The 25,977-nt window shown below is 63.5% G+C and carries 23 protein-coding genes; 7 read left to right on the top strand and 16 right to left on the bottom strand.

Annotated elements, in window-relative coordinates; translation table 11 throughout:
- Positions 1 to 65: 65 nt before the first annotated feature.
- Positions 66 to 653, top strand: a complete 588-nt coding sequence (locus tag KCX70_RS10675) for a LysE family translocator (protein WP_212620151.1) — start codon at positions 66 to 68, stop codon at positions 651 to 653.
- A 50-nt stretch (positions 654 to 703) separates the two neighbouring features.
- Here the strand turns inward: KCX70_RS10675 and KCX70_RS10670 are convergent, their stop codons facing one another.
- Positions 704 to 1,549, bottom strand: a complete 846-nt coding sequence (locus KCX70_RS10670; RefSeq protein WP_212620150.1) for an AraC family transcriptional regulator — start codon at positions 1,547 to 1,549, stop codon at positions 704 to 706.
- 296 nt (positions 1,550 to 1,845) lie between these two features.
- Here KCX70_RS10670 and KCX70_RS10665 point away from each other — a divergent pair.
- The 5 genes from KCX70_RS10665 (at position 1,846) to KCX70_RS10645 (ending at position 10,082) form a co-directional block, all read left to right on the top strand.
- Positions 1,846 to 3,065, top strand: a protein-coding gene (locus tag KCX70_RS10665) for an IS3 family transposase (protein WP_392602239.1) whose coding sequence is annotated in 2 segments (ribosomal slippage) — positions 1,846 to 2,191 and positions 2,191 to 3,065 — 1,221 coding nt in all. Because the reading frame shifts where the segments join, the coding sequence is not laid out codon by codon here.
- 424 nt (positions 3,066 to 3,489) lie between these two features.
- Positions 3,490 to 6,453, top strand: coding sequence for a formate dehydrogenase subunit alpha (fdhF, locus tag KCX70_RS10660; RefSeq protein ID WP_212620149.1), 2,964 nt, complete (start codon positions 3,490 to 3,492; stop codon positions 6,451 to 6,453).
- The gene (locus KCX70_RS10655; protein ID WP_212620148.1) at positions 6,453 to 6,935 is read left to right on the top strand and encodes a DUF1641 domain-containing protein; all 483 of its coding nucleotides are present in this window, start codon (positions 6,453 to 6,455) and stop codon (positions 6,933 to 6,935) included. The genes fdhF and KCX70_RS10655 overlap by 1 nt, the downstream gene beginning before the upstream one ends.
- Before the next feature lie 160 nt (positions 6,936 to 7,095).
- On the top strand, positions 7,096 to 8,247 hold the full coding sequence (locus KCX70_RS10650) for a DUF1615 domain-containing protein (protein WP_212620147.1): 1,152 nt from the start codon (positions 7,096 to 7,098) through the stop codon (positions 8,245 to 8,247).
- 1,466 nt (positions 8,248 to 9,713) lie between these two features.
- Positions 9,714 to 10,082, top strand: coding sequence for a ZIP family metal transporter (locus tag KCX70_RS10645; RefSeq protein ID WP_212620146.1), 369 nt, complete (start codon positions 9,714 to 9,716; stop codon positions 10,080 to 10,082).
- Between the two features lie 27 nt (positions 10,083 to 10,109).
- On the opposite strand, the gene KCX70_RS10640 is transcribed toward KCX70_RS10645, so the two are convergent.
- From KCX70_RS10640 to KCX70_RS10580, 13 genes are all read right to left on the bottom strand, one after another.
- Positions 10,110 to 10,376 (bottom strand): hypothetical protein, encoded by a 267-nt coding sequence (locus KCX70_RS10640; protein WP_212620145.1) that lies wholly within the window; start codon positions 10,374 to 10,376, stop codon positions 10,110 to 10,112.
- Positions 10,373 to 11,020: a cytochrome c oxidase subunit 3 gene (locus tag KCX70_RS10635; RefSeq protein WP_212620144.1), complete on the bottom strand. Its 648-nt coding sequence runs from the start codon at positions 11,018 to 11,020 to the stop codon at positions 10,373 to 10,375. The genes KCX70_RS10640 and KCX70_RS10635 overlap by 4 nt, the downstream gene beginning before the upstream one ends.
- Entirely contained in the window at positions 11,007 to 12,632 is a 1,626-nt protein-coding gene (locus tag KCX70_RS10630) for a cytochrome c oxidase subunit I (RefSeq protein ID WP_212620143.1), read from the bottom strand. Before KCX70_RS10630 ends, KCX70_RS10635 begins: the two co-directional genes overlap by 14 nt.
- A 48-nt stretch (positions 12,633 to 12,680) precedes the next feature.
- Positions 12,681 to 13,649 (bottom strand): cytochrome c oxidase subunit II, encoded by a 969-nt coding sequence (gene coxB / locus KCX70_RS10625; RefSeq protein WP_212620142.1) that lies wholly within the window; start codon positions 13,647 to 13,649, stop codon positions 12,681 to 12,683.
- The gene (locus tag KCX70_RS10620) at positions 13,646 to 14,470 is read right to left on the bottom strand and encodes an SCO family protein (protein WP_249121725.1); all 825 of its coding nucleotides are present in this window, start codon (positions 14,468 to 14,470) and stop codon (positions 13,646 to 13,648) included. The genes coxB and KCX70_RS10620 overlap by 4 nt, the downstream gene beginning before the upstream one ends.
- 188 nt (positions 14,471 to 14,658) lie before the next feature.
- The gene (locus KCX70_RS10615; protein WP_212620141.1) at positions 14,659 to 15,096 is read right to left on the bottom strand and encodes a hypothetical protein; all 438 of its coding nucleotides are present in this window, start codon (positions 15,094 to 15,096) and stop codon (positions 14,659 to 14,661) included.
- On the bottom strand, positions 15,093 to 16,106 hold the full coding sequence (locus tag KCX70_RS10610) for a hypothetical protein (RefSeq protein ID WP_212620140.1): 1,014 nt from the start codon (positions 16,104 to 16,106) through the stop codon (positions 15,093 to 15,095). The genes KCX70_RS10615 and KCX70_RS10610 overlap by 4 nt, the downstream gene beginning before the upstream one ends.
- Positions 16,103 to 16,633 carry a c-type cytochrome gene (locus KCX70_RS10605; RefSeq protein WP_249121724.1) on the bottom strand — a complete coding sequence of 177 codons (531 nt, stop codon included), beginning with the start codon at positions 16,631 to 16,633 and terminating at the stop codon, positions 16,103 to 16,105. The genes KCX70_RS10610 and KCX70_RS10605 overlap by 4 nt, the downstream gene beginning before the upstream one ends.
- A complete protein-coding gene (locus KCX70_RS10600; protein WP_212620139.1) occupies positions 16,630 to 17,157 on the bottom strand; it encodes a DUF3341 domain-containing protein in 528 nt (175 codons plus the stop codon). The genes KCX70_RS10605 and KCX70_RS10600 overlap by 4 nt, the downstream gene beginning before the upstream one ends.
- Positions 17,150 to 18,505 (bottom strand): NrfD/PsrC family molybdoenzyme membrane anchor subunit, encoded by a 1,356-nt coding sequence (nrfD, locus tag KCX70_RS10595; protein ID WP_212620138.1) that lies wholly within the window; start codon positions 18,503 to 18,505, stop codon positions 17,150 to 17,152. The genes KCX70_RS10600 and nrfD overlap by 8 nt, the downstream gene beginning before the upstream one ends.
- Positions 18,498 to 21,455, bottom strand: a complete 2,958-nt coding sequence (locus KCX70_RS10590; protein WP_212620137.1) for a TAT-variant-translocated molybdopterin oxidoreductase — start codon at positions 21,453 to 21,455, stop codon at positions 18,498 to 18,500. The genes nrfD and KCX70_RS10590 overlap by 8 nt, the downstream gene beginning before the upstream one ends.
- A 3-nt stretch (positions 21,456 to 21,458) precedes the next feature.
- Entirely contained in the window at positions 21,459 to 22,115 is a 657-nt protein-coding gene (locus tag KCX70_RS10585) for a cytochrome c3 family protein (protein ID WP_212620136.1), read from the bottom strand.
- A 358-nt stretch (positions 22,116 to 22,473) separates the two neighbouring features.
- On the bottom strand, positions 22,474 to 22,785 hold the full coding sequence (locus KCX70_RS10580; protein WP_212620135.1) for a general stress protein: 312 nt from the start codon (positions 22,783 to 22,785) through the stop codon (positions 22,474 to 22,476).
- Positions 22,786 to 23,232: 447 nt separating this feature from the next.
- Between KCX70_RS10580 and KCX70_RS10575 the strand changes: the two genes are divergently transcribed.
- On the top strand, positions 23,233 to 23,403 hold the full coding sequence (locus tag KCX70_RS10575) for a hypothetical protein (protein ID WP_212620134.1): 171 nt from the start codon (positions 23,233 to 23,235) through the stop codon (positions 23,401 to 23,403).
- 197 nt (positions 23,404 to 23,600) lie between these two features.
- Here the strand turns inward: KCX70_RS10575 and KCX70_RS10570 are convergent, their stop codons facing one another.
- Together KCX70_RS10570 and yedA are read right to left on the bottom strand one after the other, a co-directional pair.
- Positions 23,601 to 24,788, bottom strand: coding sequence for an MFS transporter (locus tag KCX70_RS10570; protein WP_212620133.1), 1,188 nt, complete (start codon positions 24,786 to 24,788; stop codon positions 23,601 to 23,603).
- 167 nt (positions 24,789 to 24,955) lie between these two features.
- Positions 24,956 to 25,861 (bottom strand): drug/metabolite exporter YedA, encoded by a 906-nt coding sequence (gene yedA / locus KCX70_RS10565; RefSeq protein ID WP_212620132.1) that lies wholly within the window; start codon positions 25,859 to 25,861, stop codon positions 24,956 to 24,958.
- Positions 25,862 to 25,977: the final 116 nt, after the last annotated feature.

The following is a 25,977-nucleotide window of genomic DNA, read 5'->3' as shown; positions in this document are numbered from 1 at the left end:
CAATACCTGCGCAACGCCTCCTCCTATCTTCGCGCTGTCATCCCTGCGTGAACCTAGGAGTTTCGATGAGCCTGTTCCTGTCCATGGCCGCCTTTGCGCTGGCCTCGTCCATCTCACCCGGCCCGGTCAACATCGTCGCCCTGAGCAGCGGCGCCCAGTTCGGCCTGCGCGCCGCCATGCGCCATGTCAGCGGCGCCACCATCGGCTTTACCCTGCTGCTGTTGCTGATCGGTCTGGGACTGAGCGAGGTGCTGGGACGATGGCCCTGGTTGACCGAATCGATCCGGCTGGCCGGCGTCGCGTTCCTGATTTACATGGCCTACCGACTAGCACGCGACGACGGTCGACTGAGCACCGACAAACCGACGCTGCAGCCGACGATGCTCTACGGCGCCATGATGCAGTGGTTGAATCCGAAGGCCTGGCTGGCCTCGGTGGCCGGCATGGGGTTGTTCGCGGCTGCCGGTGATACGCCTTCGGTGTGGCGCTTCGCGGCGATCTACTTCGTGATCTGCTACGCCTCGTTGGCCTGCTGGGCCTATGCCGGCACCTTTCTGCGGCATTACCTGAACAATGCCGCGCGGCTGCGATTGTTCAACCGGGTGATGGCGGCGCTGCTGGTTGGCTGCGCGGCCTATCTGTTGATGTTCTAGGGTTGGCGCTCTAGCGAGCCCGCATCAGTCCAGCCGCCCCACTCGCCCGGCTAGGCGCGACGCTGTCCGCGGTAGTGCCCGGGCGTTGCCGCCAGCAGTTGTTTGAAGGCGCGTTGCAGATGCGCCTGATCGGCGAAACCGGCGGCCAGGGCCACCTCGGCGATCGGCACGCCACGGCGCAATTGCTCGCGAGCGAACTGGACACGACGGTTGGTCAGATAGGCGTGCGGCGTCATCCCGTAATGCCTCCTGAACGATCGGATCAGGCCCGATACCGACACACCAGCCGTCGAGCAGATCTCTTCCAGCTTCAGGGAACGCTGATAGTTGTCGGCGATGAACTCGGCGGCACGTTTCAGCTTCGGGTCGCTCACTGGGGCCGTGGTCTGCATCCCCAGGCGCTGATGCATGGCGCTGAAGAACTCTACTGCGGTGCTGTGCTTGTGCAAAGGGTCGGCTTGGTCGTCGGTCAACACTGCATGCAACCGTCTGAAACCGGCCTGCAGGTTGGCATCACGCGTCAGAATCGGCGCGAAGCCGCGAAACCCGGCGCCGTCCATGCCCAGCTCATCCTGCAGATCGCTCAGCCAGTCGGCGTCGACATACAGCATGCGGTACGCCCAGGGCTGATCGCGGATCGGGTTGCAGGCATGTACGTCACCGGGATTCATCAGGACCAGCGTGCCCGCCTCGATGCGGCACTGTTGATCGCCATTGATGTAGGTGCTGGCACCACTGTCGATCAAGCCGACGGAGAAGGTCTCATGGCTGTGCCGCGCATAGCAGACGCGGCGGCCATCCGCGACGCTGCGCGACTCGATGAACGGCAACGTGTGGTCCCGCCAGAAGCTCGAGCCCGCGAGGGTGTGCCGATCTGTGGTGTCTGGCTGATGCATGACGGGCTGCCACTAGCTGCTGCAAGAGGCTTCAGGTTAGCCGAAAAAGGCTTCTCCTACGATGCACCGGGCAACCGCGGGAGCGGTCTCGACCGCGAAAGGCTTCCAGGCAAATAGATCATTCGGTGCGGGTTATCACTGCGAGACTTGAGACACACAGATATCGAAGAGCTCGCGGTCAAGACCGCTCCTACAAAATGCACCGGGCAACCGTGGGAGCGGTCTCTGAACGAGCCCCCTGAAAGACAGGACACCGTTTCCCCCTTACGATAAGGGATAGGCAAACGGTTATGTTTATGACTAATAGCAACGATAAGAGTGGGGAGCTTTTGGGTCGGGAGCGGCGGCGCCGCTGGAGCCCTGAGCAAAAGCTGACCATGGTTCGAGAGAGCCTTGAGCCCGGGCAGAGCGTTTCGTTGGTGGCTCGGCGTAACGGCATCAATGCCAACCAACTATTCCTGTGGCGCAAGCTTTACCAAGACGGCAGTTTGTCGGCGGTCAGTGCTGGCGAAGCCGTGGTACCTGCCTCCGAGCTGAGCGATGCGCTCAAGCAGATCCGTGAACTGCAACGGATGCTGGGCAAGAAAACGATGGAAGCAGAAATCCTCAAAGAGGCCGTGGAGATCGCCCGGTCGCGAAAATGGATTGCGCACTCACCCTTGTTGCCGGGGGACGACCAGTGAAGCTGGTCAGCGAATGTCTCGGTGTGGCGCGCTCGCAATTAACGGTTCGAATCAAGCAATCGGCATCCCCCAAAGTACGGCGGAGCAGGCCTGTGAACGATGCTGATCTGGTAGTTGAAATCCAGCAACAGGTCAGCGAACTTCCCAGCTACGGCTACCGCCGCGTCTGGGGATTGCTGCGTCGCGCCCGTGAAACCCAGTCGCTACCGGCGATCAATGTGAAGCGGGTTTACCGGGTCATGCGTGATCACAACTTGCTGCTTGAGCGCCGCATCAAACAGCCCGGTGTGCCGCGTCGGCACGAAGGCCGTATTGCGGTGGAAGCCAGCGATACGCGTTGGTGCTCGGACGGCTTTGAGTTCCGTTGCGAGGACGGCGCCAAACTGAGCGTGACCTTCGCCCTGGATTGCTGTGATCGCGAAGCCATCGGCTGGGTCGCGAGCCCGACCGGGTACAGCGGCGATGATATCCGCGATTTGATGCTGGAAAGCGTGGAGAAGCGCTTTGGTGATCAACTGCCCGCCACGCCGGTGCAATGGCTAAGCGACAACGGCTCGGCGTACACCGCCGAACAGACACGCCTGTTTGCTCGACAGATCGGCTTGCAGCCGGTGACCACCCCAGTTCGCAGCCCGCAAAGCAACGGCATGGCTGAGAGCTTCGTGAAGACGATCAAGCGTGACTACGTGGCGCACATGCCCAAACCGGATCGAGAAACGGCGCTGCGCAACCTGGCAATTGCCTTCGAGCATTACAACGAGCAGCATCCGCACAGCGCTTTGAAATACCGCTCGCCGAGGGAGTTCAGGCGCTTGGCAGCAGCATCAATTTAACGGGGAGTTGGTGTCCGGTTTTGTAGGGGCAAGTCCAGTCTCGACCGCGAAGCTTTCAGGCAGATGGATCATTCGGTGCGGGTTATCACTGCGAGACTTGAGACGCACAGATATCGAAGAGCTCGCGGTCAAGACCGCTCCTACGAAATGCACCACGCAAAAAAAATGCACCGAGCAACCGTGGGAGCGGTCTCGACCGCGAAGCTTCCAGGCGCAAGGCTTCGCCGCCGCACGGCGCCCTCTTCGAGCAAATGCCCGCCTCTCTTCGCCAGGCGCCTCTCGTCGCGGTCCCTGAACGATCACATGGACCACCAGTCACCTCTAGTAGCCATCCACCGCTAGGGAACCGGAGCAGGCTCGGGCATCTGCTGCGCGACCCGACGCCTCGTTGCCGCGCCTCAGCACAAAATAAGCCGGAGGCCTGATGACCCATTGCACGATTCACTATGACGGTGCCCCCCTGGTCGGGGAAGCCGACACCCCACTGATCGACTTCCTCGCCAAGCACGACATCGACCTGCCCCACGTCTGTTACCACCGCGCGCTGGGCTCGCCGCAGACCTGCGACGTCTGCTGGGTGCAGGTCGATGGAGAACTGGTGCGTGGCTGTACGCTGAAGGCTCGCGACGGGCTCGAAATCACCAGCCAAATCGCCGAGGCCAAGGCTGCGCGCGAGGAAGGGATGGACCGGCTGGTGGCCAAGCACGAGCTGTACTGCACGCTGTGCGAGCACAACACCGGCGACTGCACGCTGCATAACACCTACGCGCAGATCAATCCGCCGATCCAGCGCTACGAATTCAAGCGCAAGCCCTACGAGAAGGACCACTCCAACCCCTTCTATACCTACGATCCGGACCAGTGCATCCTCTGCGGCCGCTGCGTCGAGGCCTGCCAGAACGTCGAAGTCAACGAGACGCTGTCGATCGACTTCAACATGGAGCACCCGCGCGTGCTCTGGGATGGCGGCAAGCCAATCGACGAGTCGAGCTGCGTCAGCTGCGGGCATTGCGTCACCGTCTGCCCCTGCAATGCGCTGCTGGAAAAGACCATGCAGCCGGACGCCGGCCCGTTCACGTCGCTGCCGCAGGACATCAAGCGACCGATGATCGACATGGTCAAGAAACTCGAGGAAACCATCGGCGCGCGGCCGATCACCGCCATTTCGAAAATGGACATGCACTGGCGCCAGCCGGAGATCAAGCGCACCAAGACCGTATGCACCTACTGCGGCGTGGGCTGCTCGTTCGAGATGTGGACCCGCGACCGGCACATCCTCAAGGTGCAGCCGGTGGTCGATGCGCCGGCCAATGGCATTTCCACCTGCATCAAGGGCAAGTTCGCCTGGGACTTCGTCAACGACCCGGAACGCCTGACCACGCCGCTGATCCGCGAGAACGGCCAGTTCCGCGAGGCCAGCTGGGACGAGGCGCTGAATCTGGTCGCGCATCGGCTCATGCAGATCCGCGACAGCCATGGGCCCGACGCCATCGGCTTCATCGGCTCGAGTAAGGCGAGCAACGAGGAGGCCTACCTTACGCAGAAGATCGCCCGCGCGATCATCGGCACCAACAGCGTCGACAACTCCTCGCGCTACTGCCAGAACCCGGCCACCAAGGGCCTGTTCCGCACCGTCGGCTATGGCGGCGATGCCGGCACCATTGCCGACATGGAAAAGGCCGAGTTGATCGTCGTGGTCGGCAGCAACCTGTCGGAGAACCACCCGGTGATCGCCTCCAAGCTCAAGGCGCAGAAGAAGCACCGCGGGCAGAAGTGGGTGGTGTTCGATCCGCGCAAGCACGAGATGGCCGAACGCGCCGACATCCATCTGCGGCCCAATTCCAGCACCGACATGGTCTGGGCCTCGGCCTTGTCGCGCTACATGTTCGACCATGGCTACGCCGACCTGGAGTTTCTCGGCGCGAGAGTCAATCAGGTCGAGGAATACAGAAAGTCGCTCGAGCCCTTCACCATGGATTTCGCCGCCCAGATCACCGGCATCGCCAAGGACAAGCTGATCGAGGCGGCCGAACTGATCGGCCAGGCGAAATCGGTCTGCTTGCTCTGGGCCATGGGCATCACCCAGCACAGCCACGGTTCGGACACCAGCACGGCGCTGTCGAACCTGCTGCTGGTCACCGGCAACTACGGCCGTCCCGGCACCGGCGGCTACCCGATGCGCGGCCACAACAACGTGCAGGGCGCCAGCGACTTCGGCTGCCTGAAGAACATGTACCCCGGCTACGAGAAGGTCACCGAGGAAAAGAACCGCGACAAGTGGGCCAAAGCCTGGGGCGTGCCAAAAGAAAAGCTATCGCTGGAGAAAGGCAACGACAACTTCACCATGGTCAAGGGCGCCGACGAGGGCTCGGTCAAGGCGATGTACATCATCGGCGAGGAAACCGCGTTCTCCGATGCCGACAGCAAGAACGTGCACAGCGGCTTCGAAAACCTCGATTTCATGGTGGTGCAGGACATCTTCCTCAGCCGCACCGCGCAATTCGCCGACGTGGTGTTGCCGGCCTGCCCCTCTGTGGAAAAGGACGGCACCTTCACCAACACCGAACGACGCATCCAGCGCTTCTACCAGGTACTGCCGCCGCTGGGCAACAGCCGGCCGGACTGGCAGATCCTGACTGATCTCGCCAAACGCATGGGTCACGACTGGGGCTATGAGCACCCGAGCCAGATCATGGACGAGTGCGCCGGCATCGCCACCATGTTCCAAGGCATCAGCTACGAGCGGTTGGAAGGCTGGCAGTCACTGTTCTGGCCGATGCAGAGCGATGGCAGCACCACCCCGCTGCTCTACACCGACCGTTTTCATACCGATGACGGCAAGGCCGTACTGTTTCCGCTGGAATGGAAGACACCAGCCGAAGCGGCCGACAACGAGTACGACATCATGCTGGACAACGGGCGCATGCTCGAACAGTTCCAGAGCACCAACCAGACCGGCCGCGGCCCGCGCATCTGGTCACAGGCGCCAAACTGGTTCGTCGAGGTCAGCCCGGAACTGGCCGCCGAACGCGGCATCGAGGACGGCACCTGGGTGCGCGTGACCTCACGGCGCGGCTCGGTGGAGGTGCGTGCCACGGTGACCGACCGGGTCGCCGGCAAGACGCTGTTCATGCCCATCCACCAGGGCAAACCGGGCTTGAACCTGCTCACTGGCGAACACCATGACCCCGACGTGAACACGCCGGCCTACAAGGAGACCGCGGTGAAGCTCGAGGTGCTGCCCGAGAAAGGCGAACCGCCGCTACCACCGAACAGTTTCCGCCACGCCAAGCGCACGCCCACCGAAGGCGTGCCCGTCGAGGTGAAGTGGTACCGCGACGACTATGTCGCCCCGCCCGCCCAAGCCCCGCATCCGGAGAGATTCTGATGGCCCAGCGAATCGACTACGACGTCAAGCCGACGCTGATCGGCCCCAGCGCGCGCGAAGAACTCGATACCCTGCTCGAAACGCTGCACCAGCGTGGCGTGCTGCGTTTTGCCAACGACCTGGCCGGCTCCCATGACCGCGTGCTCAAGGTGCTGGTCGATGGGATGAGCAAGGAAGGCTCGCTCAACGCCGTACAGAACCTGTCGATCCTCGGCATGGCGCTATCGCGCATCGAGCCGGCGCAGTTCTGCAAGGTGGTGTTCGCCTTCCAGGACGCATTCCATGCGATCGGCGGCTACAAGCCCGACGGCAAGCACGACGAGGCGCCGGGTGTGACCGGTGCCTACAAGATGCTGCATGACGACGAGCTCTGGGCGGCGCTGACGCCCATCATCGAAGGGCTCAAGTCGTTCGCCGGCGGGCTGGATAAAGAGCCGGAGAAGCCCATCACCGCCTTCAGCGGCAAAAAGACGGAGCAGTGAGGCGCGGCAGCACGCGTACCCACAAGCAATAGGCTGGGCCAGCCGGCCCAGCCTGCCGATGCACGGGCCGCCGTTGCGTCGCGCTCAACGCTGTCCCGCGCAGAACCGCTTCGTCTGTTTTACTGTCCGAACCTCATCACTCATCCACATCCGGGACCGCATGACTGTCCAATTTTTCAAGCGCCATGCTTCGACGGGCGACTTCCCCAGGCCCATCTCCATCCGCCGGCTCGCTGCGGCGCTTTCTGGCGTGCTGCTGCTGAGCCTGGCCGGCTGCGGCATTCGGCAGCCGGAAACACCCGCCCCACGGCCGGATGAGGTGAGGGCGAAAATTGTCCGCCTGATCCCCAGCAACATCCCGGATCGCCAAGGTTGGGCAACGGATATCTACACCGCCTTCGATGCGCTGGATATCCCGCCGAGCAACGAGAACATCTGCTCGGTGCTGGCGATCACCGCACAGGAATCGACCTTCCAGGCGACCCCTGCCGTGCCAGGCCTGGCGAAGATTGCGCGCGAAGAGATCTACCGGAGAGCGTCCCGGCTGCATGTCCCGCAGTTTGTCGTCAATGCGGCACTGGACGTCCGCTCGCCCAACGGCAAGACCTACAGCGAGCGCCTGAATGCCGTGCGCACCGAGGAACAGCTGAGCGCGATCTTCGATGACTTTCTCAGCATCATGCCGCTCGGCAAACAGCTGTTCGGCACGCTCAATCCGGTGAAGACCGGTGGCCCGATGCAGGTCAGCATCGCCTTTGCCGAAGACCACAAGTGGGACTATCCCTATGAGCGCAAGGGCTCGATCCGCGACGAAGTCTTTACCCGGCGCGGCGGCATGTACTTCGGCATCGCCCATCTGCTCGATTACCCGGCCAGCTACACTCAGCCGCTGTACCGCTTCGCCGATTTCAATGCCGGTTGGTATGCCAGCCGAAACGCAGCTTTCCAGGCCGCGGTAAGCCGTGCCAGCGGTACCAAGCTGGTCCTCGATGGCGATCTGATCATCTATGGCAGCAGCAAAGCCGGGCAGACCGAGCGCGCGGTGCGTTCGCTGGCGAGCAAGCTGGACATGAGCGAGACGGCCATTCGCAATGCGTTGGAGCGCGGCGACACCCATGGTTTCGAGAAGACCAGCCTGTATGAACGCGTCTTCGCCCTGGCGGAAAAGCGCGCGGGCAAGCCGCTGCCGCGCGCGGTGTTGCCCGGCATCCGCCTGGAAAGCCCGAAGATCACCCGCAACCTGACCACCGCCTGGTTCGCCAACCGGGTCAATGACCGGTATCTGGCGTGCATGAAGCGCGCGGGGAACTAGCGGGGCATTTTGGCAGCTCCTTTGGCAGAACTCGCTCAATCGCCGGGACTCGGTCTACGTCGGCTAGTTCGGCCCGCCGCGTGCACTGCATATTTTCTGTGGGAGCCCCGCCCCCGGGGCGAAGCTTGTGCTGTTGAGCGGGCAGACCTGCATTCGCCGCGGGGCGCGCCTCCCACAATGGCGCCGCGTGCACTGCATATTTTCTGTGGGAGGCCCGACCTCGGCGCGAAGCTTGTGCTTTTGAGCGGGCAGACCTCCGCATTCGCCGCGGGTCGCGGCTCCCACAATGGCACCGCGTGCACTGCATATTTTTCTGTGGGAGGCCCGACCTCGGGCGAAGCTTGTGCTTTTGAGCGGGCAGACCTCCGCATTCGCCGCGGGTCGCGGCTCCCACAATGGTGCCGCGTGCACTGCATATTTTCTGTGGGAGCCCCGACCCCGGGGCGAAGCTTGTGCTTTTGAGCGGGCAGACCTCAGCATTCGCCGCGGGGCGCGCCTCCCACAATGGCGCCGCGTGCACTGCATATTTTCTGTGGGAGGCCCGACCTCGGCGCGAAGCTTGTGCTTTTGAGCGGGCAGACCTCAGCATTCGCCGCGGGTCGCGGCTCCCACAATGGCGCCGCGTGCACTGCATATTTCTGTGGGAGCCCCGACCTCGGGCGAAGCTTGTGCTTTTGAGCGGGCTGACCTCCGCATTCGCCGCGGGTCGCGGCTCCCACAATGGTGCCGCGTGCACTGCATATTTTCTGTGGGAGGCCCGACCCTGGGGCGGGGCTTATGCTTTGAGCGGGCAGACCTCCCCATTCGCCGCGGGGCGCGGATCCCACAATGGCGCCCCCTGCACTGCATATTTTCTGTGGGAGGCCCGACCTCGGGGCGAAGCTTGTGCTTTTGAGCGGGCAGACCTCAGCATTCGCCGCGGGTCGCGCCTCCCACAATGGCGCCGCGTGCACTGCATATTTCTGTGGGAGCCCCGACCCCGGGGCGAAGCTTTTTCTGGGTCCGAGCCGGCACGTTTGCCGCGGGTCGCGGCTCCCACAATGGCACCGCGCACTGCGTATTTTCTGTGGGAGGCCCGACCTCGGGGCGAAGCTTGTGCTGTTGAGCGGGCAGACCTCCGCTTTCGCCGCGGGTCGCGCCTCCCACAATGGCGCCGCGTGCACTACATATTTCCGTGGGAGCCCCGACCTCCGGGCGAAGCTTGTGCTTTGAGGGGGCAGACCTCCCCCATTCGCCGCGGATCGCGGATCCCACAATGGCGCTCCCTGCACTGCATATTTTCTGTGGGAGCCCCGACCTCGGGGCGAAGCTTGTGCTTTTGAGCGGGCAGACCTCAGCATTCGCCGCGGGGCGCGCCTCCCACAATGGCGCCGCGTGCACTGCATATTTCTGTGGGAGCCCCGACCTCGGGGCGAAGCTTTTCTGGCTCCGAGCCGACACGTTCGCCGCGGGGCGCGCCTCCCACAATGGGCAGCTGTCACGGCGGCGGGGTCAGCCTGGTCACCGTCGCGGCGATCTTTCTGTCGAATATCCCGGAGGGGCTGTCCAGCGCTGCGGGGATGAAGAAAGCCAAGCGCCCCGCTGCCTACATCTTCGGCGTCTGGGGCGGCATCGCCCTGGCCTCCGGCCTGGCGGCCGTGGCCGGGTACGGTCTGTTCCAGGGCGTGCCGCCTGAAGCGATCGCACTCACCACAGCCATCGCGGCGGGGGCCATTCTCGCCATGCTCGTGGATACGATGATTCCCGAAGCCTTCGAAACCACCCACGATTTGACCGGCATCATCACCGGTCTCGGCTTTCTGGTGGCCTTCGTGCTGAGCAAGGCGGGAACCTGAGGCTCGCCCTTCTGAATCGCTGGGTGGTCAAAAGCCCGCCTTGCGGGTCAGCATATCGATGAGCGTCAGGGTGAACATCAGCAGCAGCCAGAACCCGGCGCCCAGCGCGAAGAAGCGCACCAGCGCCGAGTGCTGGCCCAGCTGCATGAAGCCGAACAGCACCAGTGCTGCCTGCCCCGCCGCCCCGAGCAAGGCCCAGTCGGACCAGGCCGGCAGCCAGAGTGCCAGGAGCACATTGGCGGTCAGCAGCAGGATCAGGCCAAGGTAAGTCAGCAGCAGATTACGCAAGCTCATGCAGGCCTCCCGAGCAGGTACAGGGCGGGATAGAGCAGAATCCAGATCACATCGACCAAATGCCAGTAGAGGCCGACCATCTCCAGGGTGATGGCGCGCTCGGGCAATTTCATGTGGCCGAAATGGATGCGTGCCGCCATGCCGAGCGCCAGCACCACGGCGATCGACACGTGCAACGCGTGCAGCGCCGTGGAGAACAGGTAGATGACCATGTAGAGCCGCGAGCCCGGATTTGTCAGTGGCGATTCGTTGGGCGAGCCCGGCAGCAGCCCTTCACGGTACTCCCAGGCGTACTCGAAACCCTTCAGGCCGAGAAACCCCAGCCCCAGCAAAGCCGCCAGCACCAACCAGAGCTGCACGTGCCGGTGATATTCCTGGCGCGAGGCCTTGACCACCAGGCTCATGCACAGACTGGCGGTCAGCAGCAGGGCGCTGTTGAAACCGGCCAGTACGAAATGCAGGTGATGCACCGCCTCGGCGACCGGCTGCGGGTAATGCAGGCGGTAGTAGCCGATCACCAGGAACAACGCCCCGAACATCATGATTTCCGTGGACAGGAACAGCCACATGCCCAGATAGGTCGCCTCGCGCTGCTGGGAGGCGGTACTGAACTGCTCGGCGAGGTATCCCTTACGAACGTCCATGGGTCGCCTCGGGTGGATATTCGTAGGCTTCGAAATCGACGATCGGTGTTTCGATGAAGTTGTGCTTCGGTGGCGGCGACGAGGTTCGCCATTCCAGCCCGGCGGCGTCCCACGGATCGTCATCGGCGATCGGCCCGTAGCGCAGCGACCAGAGCAGGTAGAAGAACGGCAGGATATAGGCCACCGCAAGGATCGCCGCACCCGCCGAGGACAGCACGTGGAGGAACTGAAAATCCTCGCCGTAACTGTGGTAGCGCCGTGGCATGCCCAGGTAGCCGAGCAGGAACTGCGGGAAGAACGTCAGGTTGAAGCCGAGGAAGATCATCACCGCCGCGATCTTGCCCCACAGCTGCGAGTACATACGCCCGGTCATCTTCGGCCACCAGAAATGCAACGCGCCGAAGAAGCCCGCCACCGCGGCGCCGACCATGATGTAGTGGAAATGCGCGACCACGAAATAGGTGTCGTGCACATGCACGTCCGCCGCCAGCAGCGCCAGGAACAGGCCCGTCACCCCGCCAACCACGAACAGCCCGATGAAGGTCACCGCGTACAGGAACGGCGCATTGATGGTGAGGTTGCTTTTGTAGAGCGTCGCGGTCCAGTTGTAGACCTTGATCGCCGAGGGGATCGCGACCAGGAAGCTGAGCAGGGAAAACACCATACTCGCGTACATCGACTGCCCGGCGACGAACATGTGGTGGCCCCAGACCATGAAGCCGATGACCGCGATGGCCATGCTCGAATAGGCGACGAAGTTGTAGCCGAAGACGCGTTTGTGGGCGGCGGCGGTGACCAGTTCGCTCATCACGCCCATGGCCGGCAGGATCATGATGTACACCGCCGGGTGGCTGTAGAACCAGAACAGGTGCTGGAACAGCAGCGGATCACCGCCCAGTGCCGGGTCGAACACGCCGATATGGAACAGGTGCTCGGCGGCGACCAGTATCAGCGTGATCGCCAGCACGGGCGTGGCCAGCACCAGGATGACCGAGGTGGCGTACAGCGACCAGCAGAACAGCGGCATGCGGAACCAGGTCATCCCCGGCGCACGCAGGGTGTGGATGGTAACGATGATGTTCAGCCCGGTGAGAATCGAGGAGAACCCGGTGATGAACACGCCGAGGATCACCGCCACCACATGGCCGTTGCTGAACATGGTCGACAGCGGCGTGTAGAAGGTCCAGCCGGTGTCCACGCCGCCGGCCAGCAAGGCGAAGATTGTGAACGCGCCGCCGCCGACCAGCAGGTACCAGCTGAAGAGGTTCAGCTTCGGAAAGGCCATGTCCCTGGCACCGATCATGATCGGGATGAGGAAGTTGCCGAACACCGCCGGGATCGAAGGAATCAGAAAAAACCACACCATCACCACACCGTGCAGAGTGAAGGCGCGGTTGTAGCCGTCGGCGGTCAGCAGGTCGCCTTCCGGGGTGATCAGCTCGACGCGGATGGCACTGGCCGCCAGCCCGCCGAGGAAGAAGAACGCGGTGACGGCGATCAGGTACATGATCCCGATGCGCTTGTGGTCGGTGGTCATGAACCAGGTGCGCAGGCCGTGCTCGTCGGCCAGGTAGCTTGGGCGCTGGTTCGCGGCGGGGTTCTTCTGGCTCAACGGGTGGGACTCCTGTGCCGAGGCAAGCCTGTTTCACGGTGGGTCGTTTCAGTGCTGGTCAGATGCATCCTGCCCTCCTTCGCCGATGTGTCCTAAAGACTTGATATAGGCGGTCAGCCGCAGCACCGCTTCCTCATCCAGCACGTTGTCGAAGCTCGGCATGATCGGCTCGAAACCGGCCACCACGTGCTTGTTCGGCAACAGAATGCTGTCACGAATGTAGCCATCGTCGGCCAGCACCGACTCGCCGTTCTGCAGGGCCACTCGGCGACCGTAGAGGCCGGCCAGGTTGGGCGCATGAGCGACGTTGGCCGCCCCATGGCAGCCGCTGCAGCCGAACTGGCGGAACAGCGCGCCGCCCTGGTCGGCCAGGCTTTCAGAGCTACCGGCCTGCTCCAGCCAGGCCGCGTACTCCTGCTCAGGCAGGATCACCAGATCGGCCAGCATCCGCGAATGGTCGGTGCCGCAATACTCGGCACAGTAAGCCTGGAAGCGTCCGGTCTTGGCGGCCTTGAACCAGAGCTGGGTATAACGCCCGGGCAGCAGGTCCTGCTTCACTCGCAGGGCCGGAAAATACAGGCTATGGATGACATCCTGGGAAATCATGTTGAGCTTGATCGGCTGGTTGACCGGCACATGCAACGTATTGATCTCGCGCTGGCCGCCGGGGTGCTGGAATTTCCACATCCACTGTTTGCCGACCACCTGGATTTCCATGGCGTCCGGCGGCGGCGTGCGTACGTCGTAATAGAGCTTGGCCGACACCAGATAGATGACCATGGCGCCGACGAAGGGCAAGGCGATCCAGGTCATCTCGACCTTCATGCTGCCCCGTGGACGATGGTCGCGCGGCACCTGGGTGCCCTTGCGATAGCGGAACGAGAACAGCACCAGCAGGACGAACACCGGTACCACGAAGAACATCATCATCCCGGTGAAGGCGAAAACCAGCCAGTCGACATTGCCGGCATAGCTCGAGGCGGTTTCGGGCCAGAAGCGGACGAAGGTTTCGTTCATGCGTCACCCTTCTGCTTGTGGCGCTCGCGCCAGAGGGTGACGCCGATGAACCCGCCCAGCAGCAACGTGGTGCCGATGCCACCGACCTGCAGCGCGCCGACGACCAGGTTGTCGTAGCCACCGGTGCGCGGGTTGTAGTGGTAACAGAGCAGCAACAGCTGGTCGCCCAGCGAACCTATCTTCCCCTCGCCGGCGTCCGTCAGGGCGAGGCGCATGTCATCCGGCTGATAGCCGAGACCGTACAGCCAGCGCACCAGTTTGCCGTCCGGACCGAGGGTGGCGATCGCCGAGGCATGGGCGAACTCGCCAATTTCCGGATCCCAGCTGTAGTTGAAACCGATCGCCTCGGCCAATGCGGTGCCAGCGGCGGGATGTGAAGGGTTCGGTTCTGGACGGGTCGCCGGCGCGACCTCGCTGAGAAAGTGCACGTGCGGCGAGTCCACCAGCTGCGGCCAGCGCTTGCGCAGCTTGGCGCGTTCGGCCTCGGCATCTTGCGGGGTTTCGCGCGGGTCGATGCTGAACGCAATGACCTCGTAGTCTTTGCCGAGCTCGAAGGACAACGCCGACAACAGATTGAACAGGCTCGAAAGCTGCGCGCCGCAAACGTTCGGGCAGCGGTAGTACACCGGCGCGAGGATCACCGGGCGCCCATCGAACAGCTCGCCGAGGGTGACCCGGTTGCCGTTCACGTCGCTGAAGTGCAGCCCCATCGGCAGCTGTGCGCCGGGCTTCTGTTCGATACCGGCTGCCGCGAACGGATCGAACGGCGCATCGGCCATGACCGGGCCGCCGTACAGCAGGACAAGGACCGCCAGAAACACGCTAGCAATGCCGCGTCGAAAGCGAGTTGTGGCCTGTGGCCGCTGGCTCGTCGGCCGCTGTTCGCCGACTTGGCCGCACGGGACGCACGTGGATTGCTGCGTCTCGCGCCGCTGCTGCCGTACCGCAGATTTGTAGGATGGGTGCCAACATATAGCCGTCGCCCCGTCCTGGCATGGAGATCGATGCGTCACGGCTGCGCCCTCCCCCTGGCTTGCTGCTCGCGAGGCGGCATGGTTTCACCGGACTCGGGCTCAGCACGGGAAGGCCAGCCGCGTTGGGCCAGTAGCAGCATGCCGCGGTCCACCGGGATACGTGCCAGCCCGGCGTCGCGGTCGACCCAGCCGTAGTGCTCGATCACTTCGCGCCCCGCTGCCAACACGTCGTTGCCACCCGCGCGCGGATCGCTTTCCAGACGCGGCTCGGGCGGTTTTGCCGCCTGCCGCTCAAGCGCGGTGACCGCCTCGCCAGGCTGCAGGTCGTACCACCAGAGCAAACCGGCCACGCCGATACCGGCGACCAGCAGGACGGCGAAAATGCCGAAACCGATGATCAACAGCACCTTGACGTTGGCGTCGTGATGTTCGAAGCCGTCTTCTTTCGAAACCGGATCCACCGGCACACTCATGGCGTTCTCCTCGGCAGTGTTCTCTTCGCCAGCAAGGCCAGCGCCAGCAGCCCGCCGCCCGCCAGCCAGGCAGCGATCAGTGACAGCCCAAGCAGTACCGGATGCATCTCGCTCAGGCCCGGCAGGCTCATCCAGACGCCTTCGGCGAGCCCCAGCAACAGCGTTGCCGTCGCCAGCACCATCAACACCCTGCGCCGCTGCGAGAACGGCCAGAGCAACGCGATGAAGACCAGCGATTGACCGGCACCCAACAGCCAGGTCAGCCACAGCCAGCCACCCTCGGCGCGGTGCTGATACCAGCGGATTTCTTCGGGCAGGTTGCCGTACCAGATCACCAGGTATTGCATGAAGTGCAGGTAGAGCCAGGCCAACACCGCGGCGGCCAGCATGCCGCGCAGCACACCTGGCCGATTGCTTCCACGGGCCAGTGCCAACAGGCAACAAAAGGCGATACCGCTGAGCATCAACCGGCCGAACCAGACCATGCCGAACAGGCTGGACTTGAAGTGCGGGTCGAGCGACATCGCCCAGTCCACCGCCGCCAATGACGTGGTCATTACCAGCGCAATCAGGCCCAGACCGGCCGCCGCGGGCCGCTTGATGCTGAGCGGTAGCACCCAGGTCGACAACGCCCACCATGCCGCCAGATACAGCACACCGCGCACGGCGAAGCTTGGCCAGGCGAGCCAGAACCCGCGAAAACCGCCCTCATCAGGACCGACCCATTGGTAAAGCACACCAGCACCCGCCAGCACCGGGAGCGCAATCAGCGCCAGCGCTGGCAAGGCACGCGAGCTGAACAGCGTCCATGGCCATAACTGGTCCCGCGCATTGCCGCTGACCAGCGCCACGCTCAAGCCCAGACACAACCCGCCCAACGGAATGCCGGCAAGGCCCAGCAGACTGGCCAGGCTCGCCGCCACCGCCTCGCGACTGGCCAGTAGCAGGCACGCCAACAACCCGAGCACGCCGAGTCCGGCGCTGATGAATGCCCATCTGCGCAGGTTCATGGCAGGCGCTCCAAAGTGTCGCGGTCGATTTCAGGCAGGCCGCCAATCTCGGCGCGACGGCTGAACTGCAACGCGCGGATATAGCCGACGATGGCCCACCGATCGGCGGGCAGCACGCGTGCGGCATAGCTGTACATCTGGCCGTAGCCGTGGGCGATGACGTCCATGAAATGTCGATCGGGCGCCGCGACGAGCCTGGGCTCGGCGAAATCCGGGGGCCGCGGAAAACCGCGATTGACCACGGTGCCGTTGCCATCGCCCGCCACGCCATGGCAAGGCGTGCAGTAAATCTCGAAGCGCTCCCGGCCATGCTGCATCAGCGTCACCGTCAGCGCGGGTCGCTCGGCCAGTACGGCTTCCCAGGCCAGGTCTCCGCGGGCAACGGTGCCGGCGGGCGGTACCTGGTTGACCTTGCCGTCCGGGAAGAACGTGCTGGCTTCCTGCGCAGCGGCACGCGGCTGCTCGGCCATGTCGTCGCAACCGACCAGGCCCAGCAGCAGCGCACAGAGCAATGACCAGCGAATCATGCCGGCACCTCGGTCACCGACACCGCGCGCTCGGCCAGCCAGAGCGCCGTCCCGGTCTCGTCGTACAGCGGATCGTCAGCGCGTATGCAGAGCAGAAAGCGATCATCGGTGGTGCGATCGAACGCGCTCGCGTCATGCAGCGGGTGCCAGAGCAAGGGAAGCCGGCACAACCAGAGCAGGCCGAACACGGCGAAGATCGTCGCGAAGCTGACCATCAGCAGAAAGGTGACGATGCTGAAACTCTGCAAGGCGATCAGCGGCCGCCCGCCGATCTCCAGCGGGTAGCTGAGGTTGGCGTAAATCTGCATGCCCAGCCCGATGGCGACGCCCACCAGCGCACCCACCACGCCAAACCAGTAAGGACGATTGCTGCGGTGTTCGAGCACCTCCTCGATCCCTTCTACGGGGAACGGGCTGTAGGCTTCGATCCGCCGATAGCCCGCCGCACGTGCGGCGCGCGCGGCGTCAAGCATCGCATCGGGATGGGCGAAATCGGCCAGCAGGCCGTAATGGCGCTTACTCACTGGCGCCTCCACGGTAGCGATGCAGCACTTCCTTGAGCTCGAAGGTGGAGATCATCGGCAGGAAGCGCATGAACAGCGAGAACGGCACCATGAACAGGCCGAAGGTGCCGACGAACAGTGCCCAGTCCCAGAACGACGGGCTGTACGCTTGCCAACTGGAAACCAGGTAATCGCGGGTCGGCGGTTGGATGATCAGCATGTAGCGCTCGCACCACATGCCCACCAGTACGCCGAGGGCGATGACCAGCATGGCCCGGCCGTTGCGCCGCACCGCCGGCCACCACAGCGCCTGGGTCACCACCAGATTGAAGAAGATCGCCGTCCAGAAGCTCCAGGCGGTGGGGCCGGCGATGCGGTTCATGGTCACCAGGATTTCGTGTTCCTTGCCTGAGTAGAACGCGATGAAGGGTTCGGCGAAATAGCCGTAACTGGTCATCCAGCTGGTCGCCAGCAATAGCAGGCCGAGCTTGTCCAGGTGGCTATTGGTGATCAGCTCGTGCCAACCGAAGAACCGCCGCAACCCGAGCGCGATGACGATTACCATGGCGAAACCGGAGAACACCGCACCGGCGACGAAATACGGCGGAAAGACGGTCGAGTGCCAGCCCGTTTCCGGCGCCAGATCGAGCAGGAACGAGTAGCCACTGGACACCGAGAACACCAACGGCACCGCCAGCAGTGCGATGAATCGGTAGGTGCGGCGCCAGTGGCTCCAGTGCGAAGCCGCGCCGCGCCAGCCGAGCGCGAGCAGCCCGTAGAAGTATTGGTAGTGCCGCTTGGTGGCGCGATCGCGCGCCGAAGCGAAATCAGGGATGGAACCGACATAGAGAAACAGCAGCGACACGCCGAGGTAACCCAGCACCGCGAAAAAGTCCCAGGCCGTCGGGCTCTTGAACTGTGGCCAGAGCTCCATGGTGTTGGGGTATGGCGCGGTCCAGTAGAACAGCCAGGGCCGTCCCAGGTGCAGGATCGGATAGACCCCGGCGCAGACGACGGCCATCAGCGTCATCAGCTCGGCAAGGCGGTTGAGCGAGTTGCGCCACGGGCGGTTGAGCAACAGCAGCAAAGCCGAGATGAACGTGCCGGCGTGGCCGATGCCCAGCCACCACATGTAGTTGAGGATGGCGAAGCCCCAGTTCACCGGGATGTTGTTGCCCCACACGCCGACGCCTCTCCACAACGCCACCGCAGCGGCGACGACGAACACACCCAGCAGCAGGCAGCTGATGGTGAACAGCATCCACCAGGCCCGCCGGTAGCGGTTGAAGTCGGTCGGTAGATCGAGCACCCGCTCCGACACCGCGCCAAGCGGCATCCCTTGCGGCAGGAAATGCGGTGTCTCAGACATCACGTTCCCCCTTGGCCGAGCGCAACTCCAGGCGCTCGTGATCGCCCGGCAATATCGCCGGCTCCTCTACCAGGCCCAGGTAGGTCGTCTTGGGCCGGGTGTTGAGTTCTTCGAGCAGCGCGTAGTGGCGCCTGGTGTGGCGTTCGCGGTTGACCTCTGCGTCCGGATCCTGAAGGTTGCCGAAAACGATCGCCTGGGTCGGGCAGGTCTGCTGACAGGCTGTTTTCACCTCGCCATCGCGGATCTCCCGATTCTCGATACGGGCGGCGATTCGCGCTTCGCTGATGCGCTGCACGCAGTAGGTGCACTTTTCCATGACGCCGCGCGAGCGCACCGTGACATTGGGGTTGCGCTGATGCTGGATCGAGGGCGGATCGTCACCGGTAAGATCGAACCAGTTGAAGCGACGCACCTTGTACGGGCAGTACGACGAGCAGGTGCGCGTGCCGATGCAGCGGTTATAGATCTGCTCGTTCAGCCCATCCGGGCCGTGCACGGTCGCGTTGACCGGGCAACCCACTTCGCACGGCGCCTGGTCGCAATGCATGCAGGGCACCGGCTGGAAAGCCGAGGTCGGTTCGCGTGGGTCGCCGCCGTAATAATGGTCGACGCGCAGCCAGTGCATGTTGCGCCCCATCTCGACCTGTTCCTTGCCCACCACCGGTATGTTGTTCTCGGCCTGGCAGGCCACTACGCAGGCGTTGCAGCCGATGCACTGGTCCAGATCGATGACCATGCCCCAGGCGGTGTCGGCCTGCTTCGGCGGCGGATACAGCGTGACCTGTTCCGGCTTCGGCGCGACTTCATCGTAGGCTGCCTCGCGCAGGTGGCTGCGGATCAGTTCCTTGCCCTGCAGGACGTGATGCGGCTGGGTCGACGCCAACTTGATATGCCGTTCCAGCTGGGTCAGCTGCGCGCCCTCCCGCATCCAGGGGTGCTCGGCGGTACGCAGGGGCGATACATCGTAACCAAGCCCATCGCCGACCCGCCCGGCGCGGTCCCGCCCGTAGCCGCCGAACAGGCTCAGCGTGTCATCGGCCTGTCCCGGCATGATCCAGGCAGGCCCCTCGACCACGTTACGCTCGAGGGTGACACGCAGGCGGTCGCCGCTGGCGATCCCTTCCCGCTCGGCCAGTGCCGGTGAAACACCGATGACATTGTCCCAGGTGAGCTTGCTGATCGGCTTGGGCAACTCTTGAAGCCAGCCGAGATTGGCGAAGCGCCCGTCCCAGATGCTCGGATCGGGCCGGAACAGCACGGTCAGACCGACCGCTTCGGAGGTATCCGAGGCGTCCCAGCGTGGCGCTCCTGCGCTGACCTCGACCGGTGCAAAGGCACTGTCGCGGATGTACCCGAGTTCCAGCGCCTTGCGCCAGGCATCGTCGTCCAGCGTCTGCCAGGTCTGCCGCACCAGGGCCAGGGCGTCTGGCGACAGGTCGCCCATCATCAGCGCCAGCACCTCGGCCTGGGTGCGGCTGCTGTAGAAGGGCCGCACTAACGGTTGTGTCAGGCAGACACTGCCATCGGCGGCGCGGCTGTCGCACCAGCCATCCAGTGCGTGGGTCAACGGCAGATGCCAATGGCTTTGAGCCGCCGTTTCGTCGTAATAGAGGCCGGCATGAATGCGCAGCGGTACCCGGCTCAGGGCGTCGGTGAAAGTCAGGCCACCCGGTGCCGTGTGCGCCGGATTGCAGTCGAGCATCAGCAGGGTTTCAACCTCACCGTCCTGCATTGCGGCCACCAGCTCCGGCAAGCCGGAAAGACGCTGCCCTCCGGCTTCGAGCCAGGTCACCGGCTCGGTGTATCGAACGGTTTTGCCCACGTTGCCGAGCTGCTGATTGAGCCAATGCACCGCGGCCTGAACGTCCAACGGCGCGAACTCACCGGCGGTGATCAGGCAGCGGCCGCGCCGTGCCCGAAGTTGCCCGGCCAACTCATCGATCCATTGGCGCGCATCGCCTGGCAAGCTCGGCGCAGCGTCACCGCCAAGCGCGGCCACCAACGCCTGTACGTAGGCGCGTAGCTGCGATGCCTCGACCCGCCGCCGGTTGGCCGCCTTGGCACCAGTCACCGTGGACAAGGACTCCACCACGACCAGGCGCGCTTCGCCTTCTCCGCGAGCGGCCCTTCGCTTGCGCTCGCTCCAGGCGATCGCCTGCGGTAATTCGCGTGGCCCTGGCCCGAGCCAGTCATGTTCGAAACTCACCACCCACTCGGCCTGTTCGAACCGATAGTGGGTTTCCAGCGGATGCCCCAGCGCTCGTTCGCTGGCGGCATAGGTATCGCCTTCCCAGGGCTCGAAGCGGTACAGCTTCGCCTTGGGCCAGCGCTCGACCATGGCGGCGAACTGGCGCTGCAAGGTCGGCGAGCTATTGGCGCCCATCAGCACATGCAGGCCGGCGCCCTGGGCAGCATCGGCGCGGGTCGCCTGCTCCACCGCCGTACGCTGAAAGGCGTTCCAGGTGCTGATATGCCCTTCATGGCGAGGCGCCTGGGAGCGGTCCGGATCGTACAGCTGCAAGATGGCCGCCTGGGTGAAAGCGGTGGCAGCGCCCTGGCTGAGCGGATGGTCAGGGTTCCCTTCGAGCTTGGTCGGGCGGCCGACATGGGTCCGCCCGAGCACCGGTTGCGCATAGCCGGCAAACGGAACCGCGCTGGCATACCAGCGCGCCTCGCCGGGAATGACCTTCTCCGGTTGCACGACATAGGGCACGCCTGCCTCCGGCTCCTGGCCACAGCCGGCCAAACCGGCCATTGCCATGGAGGCGCCCATCAACTGGAGGAAGCGGCGACGGTCCATTTCCGGCGCGATGCTGGGGAACTCCGCCTCGACGAATGCGGCAAACGCCGGTTCGTCGGCCAGCTCCTCGAGGCTGCGCCAGTAGCGCGGCCCGTGCTGACCTTCGAGACGTTGGCGGATGGCGGCGTAGTCGAGCGGCGTGCGATCCATGGGTTACCTGTGACAGATATAACAGTGGGTCAGGTTTTCGGTGTCGACGTGGTGCTCCTCGATCATTCGCTCGCCCACCGCACGACGGTCGTGCTCGGTCTTCCAGCCCATGGTGGTCACCGCAGCGCGTGGCCGCAGCCGCGGCGCGGGGTCCTGGTGACAATCCAGACACCAGCTCATGGTGAAGGTCTCCGCTCGATACATCAGCGGCATGGTGTCGACCTGGCCATGGCAGGTCTCACAACCCACCCCGGCGTTGACGTGGACGTTGTGCTGGAAATAGACGTAGTCCGGCAGCTCGGCTACGCGATTCCAGCGCAGCGGCTTACCTTCGACCAGGCTCTGGCGCACTGGCGCAAGCATCTCGGCGCCCGTCCAGATCTGCGAGTGACAACTCATGCAGGTGTCAGTCGGTGGCAGCCCCGCCACGGCGCTGACTTCGACGCTGTCGTGGCAGTAGCGGCAATCGATCTTCAGCGCACCCGCGTGGTGTTCATGGCTGAAAGGCACCGGTTGGCGCACCACCCAGCCCTTGCCGGTGTTGTAATCGGAGCGGTCCAGCACCGCGAGCGCCACGAACAGCAAGACCAGCCCGCCAAACAGGATGAGCAAGGCCAGGCGCAGCCACATGTCAGCCGAACGAGGAAAAATCTGGGCCATGTCCTACTTCTGTTTTTGTATCTATCTATTTCGGCCGCAACGGCTCCGATGAGTTCAGCCGTCAACGCATATCTCTCCAACGCGCAGCCAGAATGCCTTCTACGACGATCAACTTCAGGCCGTCGCGCCGCCCCTCCCGCCTGTCAGAAGAAATTACCTGAAGAGTCCGAACACCAACGGAGCTCACTGTCTACGACTGCATGTAGCAATAAAGACCGTGCGTCGATCAATACGGCTGATGCCTTTAAAACTTCCAATGTACTTTCATGAACTTCCTAAAAAAGAACAAAAAAAAAGCGGGACCTGATATACAGGTCCCGCTTATATTCGTACCGGTTACCGCAGCGGCGATAACCTATTACGAATTGCGACCGCCGCCGTGGCTGTTCTGGCCGCCTTTCTTGCCAGCTTCGGACGCTTTTTCACGATCGTTAGCGAAGTTGCCGCCGCTGTTATGACCACCCTTCTGGCCGGCTTCTGACGCCTTCTCACGGTCATTGGCGAAGTTGCCGCCGCTGTTCTGGCCGCCTTTCTGGCCAGCTTCAGAGGCGCGCTGCGGATCGTTTGCAAAGTTGCCGCCGCTGTTGTGGCCGCCCTTTTGTCCAGCTTCGGAAGCCTTCTCGCGATCATTAGCAAAGTTGCCCGGATTTCCGCTCTTATCATTCGACATGAGATATCTCCAGTTACGTGAGTGATGCTAATTAAAAATGGCGACTGCATTACAACCGCCTCACTATCTCGGAGGGCGACATGCGGGCAATAGTTCGAAACGATTCTCCCCGAACGATGAACGGTTGATGCCAGATTAGGCGCAGCCGTTATTCGCTTTATATATCTAGCGGCGTGCTAACTGATTGCATTTCGATAGCAACGAGACGGCAATTGGAGTAATGACGAGGCCTACAGCTACATGTCAATTTGCCTGGGTCGATTCACCCAGGGCAGGCTGTCACGCCCAAGGCTGACCGTTCGTCCAGCAGGCCAATCCTGAACGACCTGTCAACAAGCTGTAACTCCATCCAGGCAATCTCTGCTCCATGGAAAGCCGCGACGGCTGGCGCAAGGACGCGACTTTTATCAAGACCACCAACCACTCGACCGAGCTATTGGAGGCCACATGAGCAGCAAGACCCTGGAAAATCTGGTGAAGCAATCGGACCTCAGCACCAAGCAGCCGCTGGAGTTCTGGAAGCAACTCCAGCGAGGCAAGGGCAGCTATCGGCCGAGCGCCGCGGCCCTGGCGCGACGTGCGTCGCTGGATGTCGGCATGTGCGCGGCGGGAAGATGACCCACGTGGACATTCGTTGCGTTACAGGCGCTCTTTCGCAAATGTTGCGGTAGCGGGTGCCGGGCTCAACGGCGCCCCTCCCCAGCAACTGCCCGTTTCCCGTAACACCCTCCCCCTTTCTACCTCACGCTGACGAGTTCGCTGCGACAGGCGTCACTCAGCTTGATCCCAGGACTCAACTAGCGCCACCACATGGGTCATCCTTCGGCCTTGCGCTCCTGCTTGAGCAACACCCAGACGATCGCAAGGCCAGCCACGGCCATCGCCGCCGCGCCGAGAAAAATGTTCTGCATGCCGATGTAGACGGCCAGCGCGCCCATGATTGCACCAGACAGGCCCAGCGCGAGGTCGAAGAACATGGCGAAGACACTGAGGCCTGAACTGCGGTTGACGGCCCCGACGCGAGAGACCACGCCCACGCCCAGCGCCGGATAGAGCAAGGACAGGCCGCATCCGGTCAGCGCCGAACCGGCCAGGGCCACGCTCGGCGCCTCGGCAAGCCAGAGCATCGTCAGCCCGAAAATCTCCACCACCAGGCAGACCACCGCAACCGAATAGCCACCGACACGGTTGATCAGGTTGGGGAACAGCAACCGGGTTCCGATAAAAGCGAAGGCGAAGGCCGTCAGGCACCAGGCGGCGCCTTCCCAGCCGCGCGAGCTGTAGTACAGCGCAATGAAGGCGGTCAGCGTGCCGTAGCCAATGGTGGCCAGCGACAGGCTCAGGCCAGGCGGAGCGACTTTCCACAGTACCTTGCCGAACGGTAAGCGCTCGCCCGGGTTGAGCGGCGCGTCGCCCCGGCGCCAGGCCAGTGCCAATCCGCTCGCCGCGAGCAGCATTGTCACCACGCCCAGGCTCCACAAGCCCAGCGATTGTTCCAGATACACACCCAGCGGCGCGCCGATACCCACCCCGCCATAAGCAGCGACACCGTTCCAGGAGATCATCCGTGCGGTGCTTTCCGGTCCCAGACGGCTGATCCCCCAGGTGATGGCCGAGATGCCGATTAGGCTCTGGGCAAACCCCAGAATCAGGCGGCTCCCCAGCATCACGGCCAGGCTCGCTGTGGGCCAAGACGACAGCAACGCCGAAATCAGCAGCAGCAAACCGCTGCTCAGACCTGAAGCCATACCGATCAACACCGTCTTCTTCGCGCCACGCTCGTCGGCCAGCCGACCGGCAAGTGGGCGGCATAGCAAGGTCGTCAGGTACTGCGCACCAATGACGATGCCTGCAATGGCGGTGCTGAACCCGAGGTTTTCATGGATGTAGCCCGGCAAAGACGCCAGTGGAATGCCGATGGAGATGAACGAGATGAAATTGAAGATCACCAGGGAAAGGATGAAGACGGTGTCGTTGGCGGCAGGGGTTTTCGCAGCGGGCATCGGTTCGCCTGTCGATAAGAAGATACGGATTGGATGTGCAGGCCTGGCCAGCGGAAGCCGACAGAATCAGGAACCGCTCGCTCAACGGCGGTTGTTCTGAGCCTCCGCTGCGCGTGGCCCGCGCAACTCATCATACAACCCTAGCGGGTCGAGGTGATCTTCGCCATTCAGACGGCTTTAGCACTGGCGGCAGCTGGCGGTTTGCGCCACTGCGGCAGGCCGATCAATACCACTGCAGATATGATGACTGTCATTGCCAACCATTCTTCGGTACCGATCCGTTCCCCGGCGAACGTCACCCCCAGCAGCACGGCTACCACCGGATTGACATAGGCGTAGCTGGTAGCCGCGGCGGGTCGCACATGCTTGAGCAGGTAGAGATAGGCGCTGAAGGCGACGATGGAGCCGAGCAGTGTCAGATAAGCCAAGGCGAACCAGCCTGCGGCATCGGGTGCTTGTTCAAGGCGCTCGCCGCTGGCAAGGCTGCCCGCCAGCAAGACGGCTCCGCCGATGAGCATTTGCGCCGCGCTGGCCATGGCTCCGCTCGGCAGGCTGAGATGGCGGCTCCACATCGAACCGAACGCCCAGCTTGCCGCCGCCAGCAAGACCAGCACGGCCCCAAGCGGGCTTGCCTGCAGGTTGTGGCCGAGATTGAGCAGGCCGATCCCCACCAGGCCGAGCACGATACCACCCCATTCCAGCCCGGTGGTGCGCTGGCTCCAGATCAAGCCGAACAGTAGCGCGAACAGCGGCACGGTGGCGATGGCCAACGCCGCCACGGCCGACGCCACGCCAAGGTGCTCGGCAATGGTCACCCCGCCGTTACCGCAGCTGAGCAGCAAGAAGCCTACGATCGCACAAGCACGCCACTCCTTCGCCGTTGGCATCGGCACTCCACGCCAGCGCAGCCAGCCGAACATCAGGGTTCCGGCGATGACGAAGCGCAGCCCGGCCAGCAGCATCGGCGGCCAGGCCTGGACTCCCAGTTTGATCACGAAGTAGGTGGAGCCCCAGATCAGGTAGAGCGCGAGGAAAGCGCCCACGAGCAGCAGCGGGAAGCGGCGCGAAGACATGAGATGAGGTCCGGGTGGGTGGGTGGCTGGACCCTCGATTCTAGGCAGGCCCGATCAGCCTTGAACAAGCACAGTCAACGTTTTGTTTGCCGGTGCAGTTCAGCGCAGCGCCCCGG

Source organism: Stutzerimonas stutzeri, from assembly GCF_018138085.1.
In the GTDB taxonomy this organism is placed as follows: Bacteria; Pseudomonadota; Gammaproteobacteria; order Pseudomonadales; family Pseudomonadaceae; genus Stutzerimonas; species Stutzerimonas stutzeri_AI.
The sequence above is the reverse complement of the archived record's forward strand: the minus strand, read 5'-3'. Positions and strand labels throughout refer to the sequence as shown.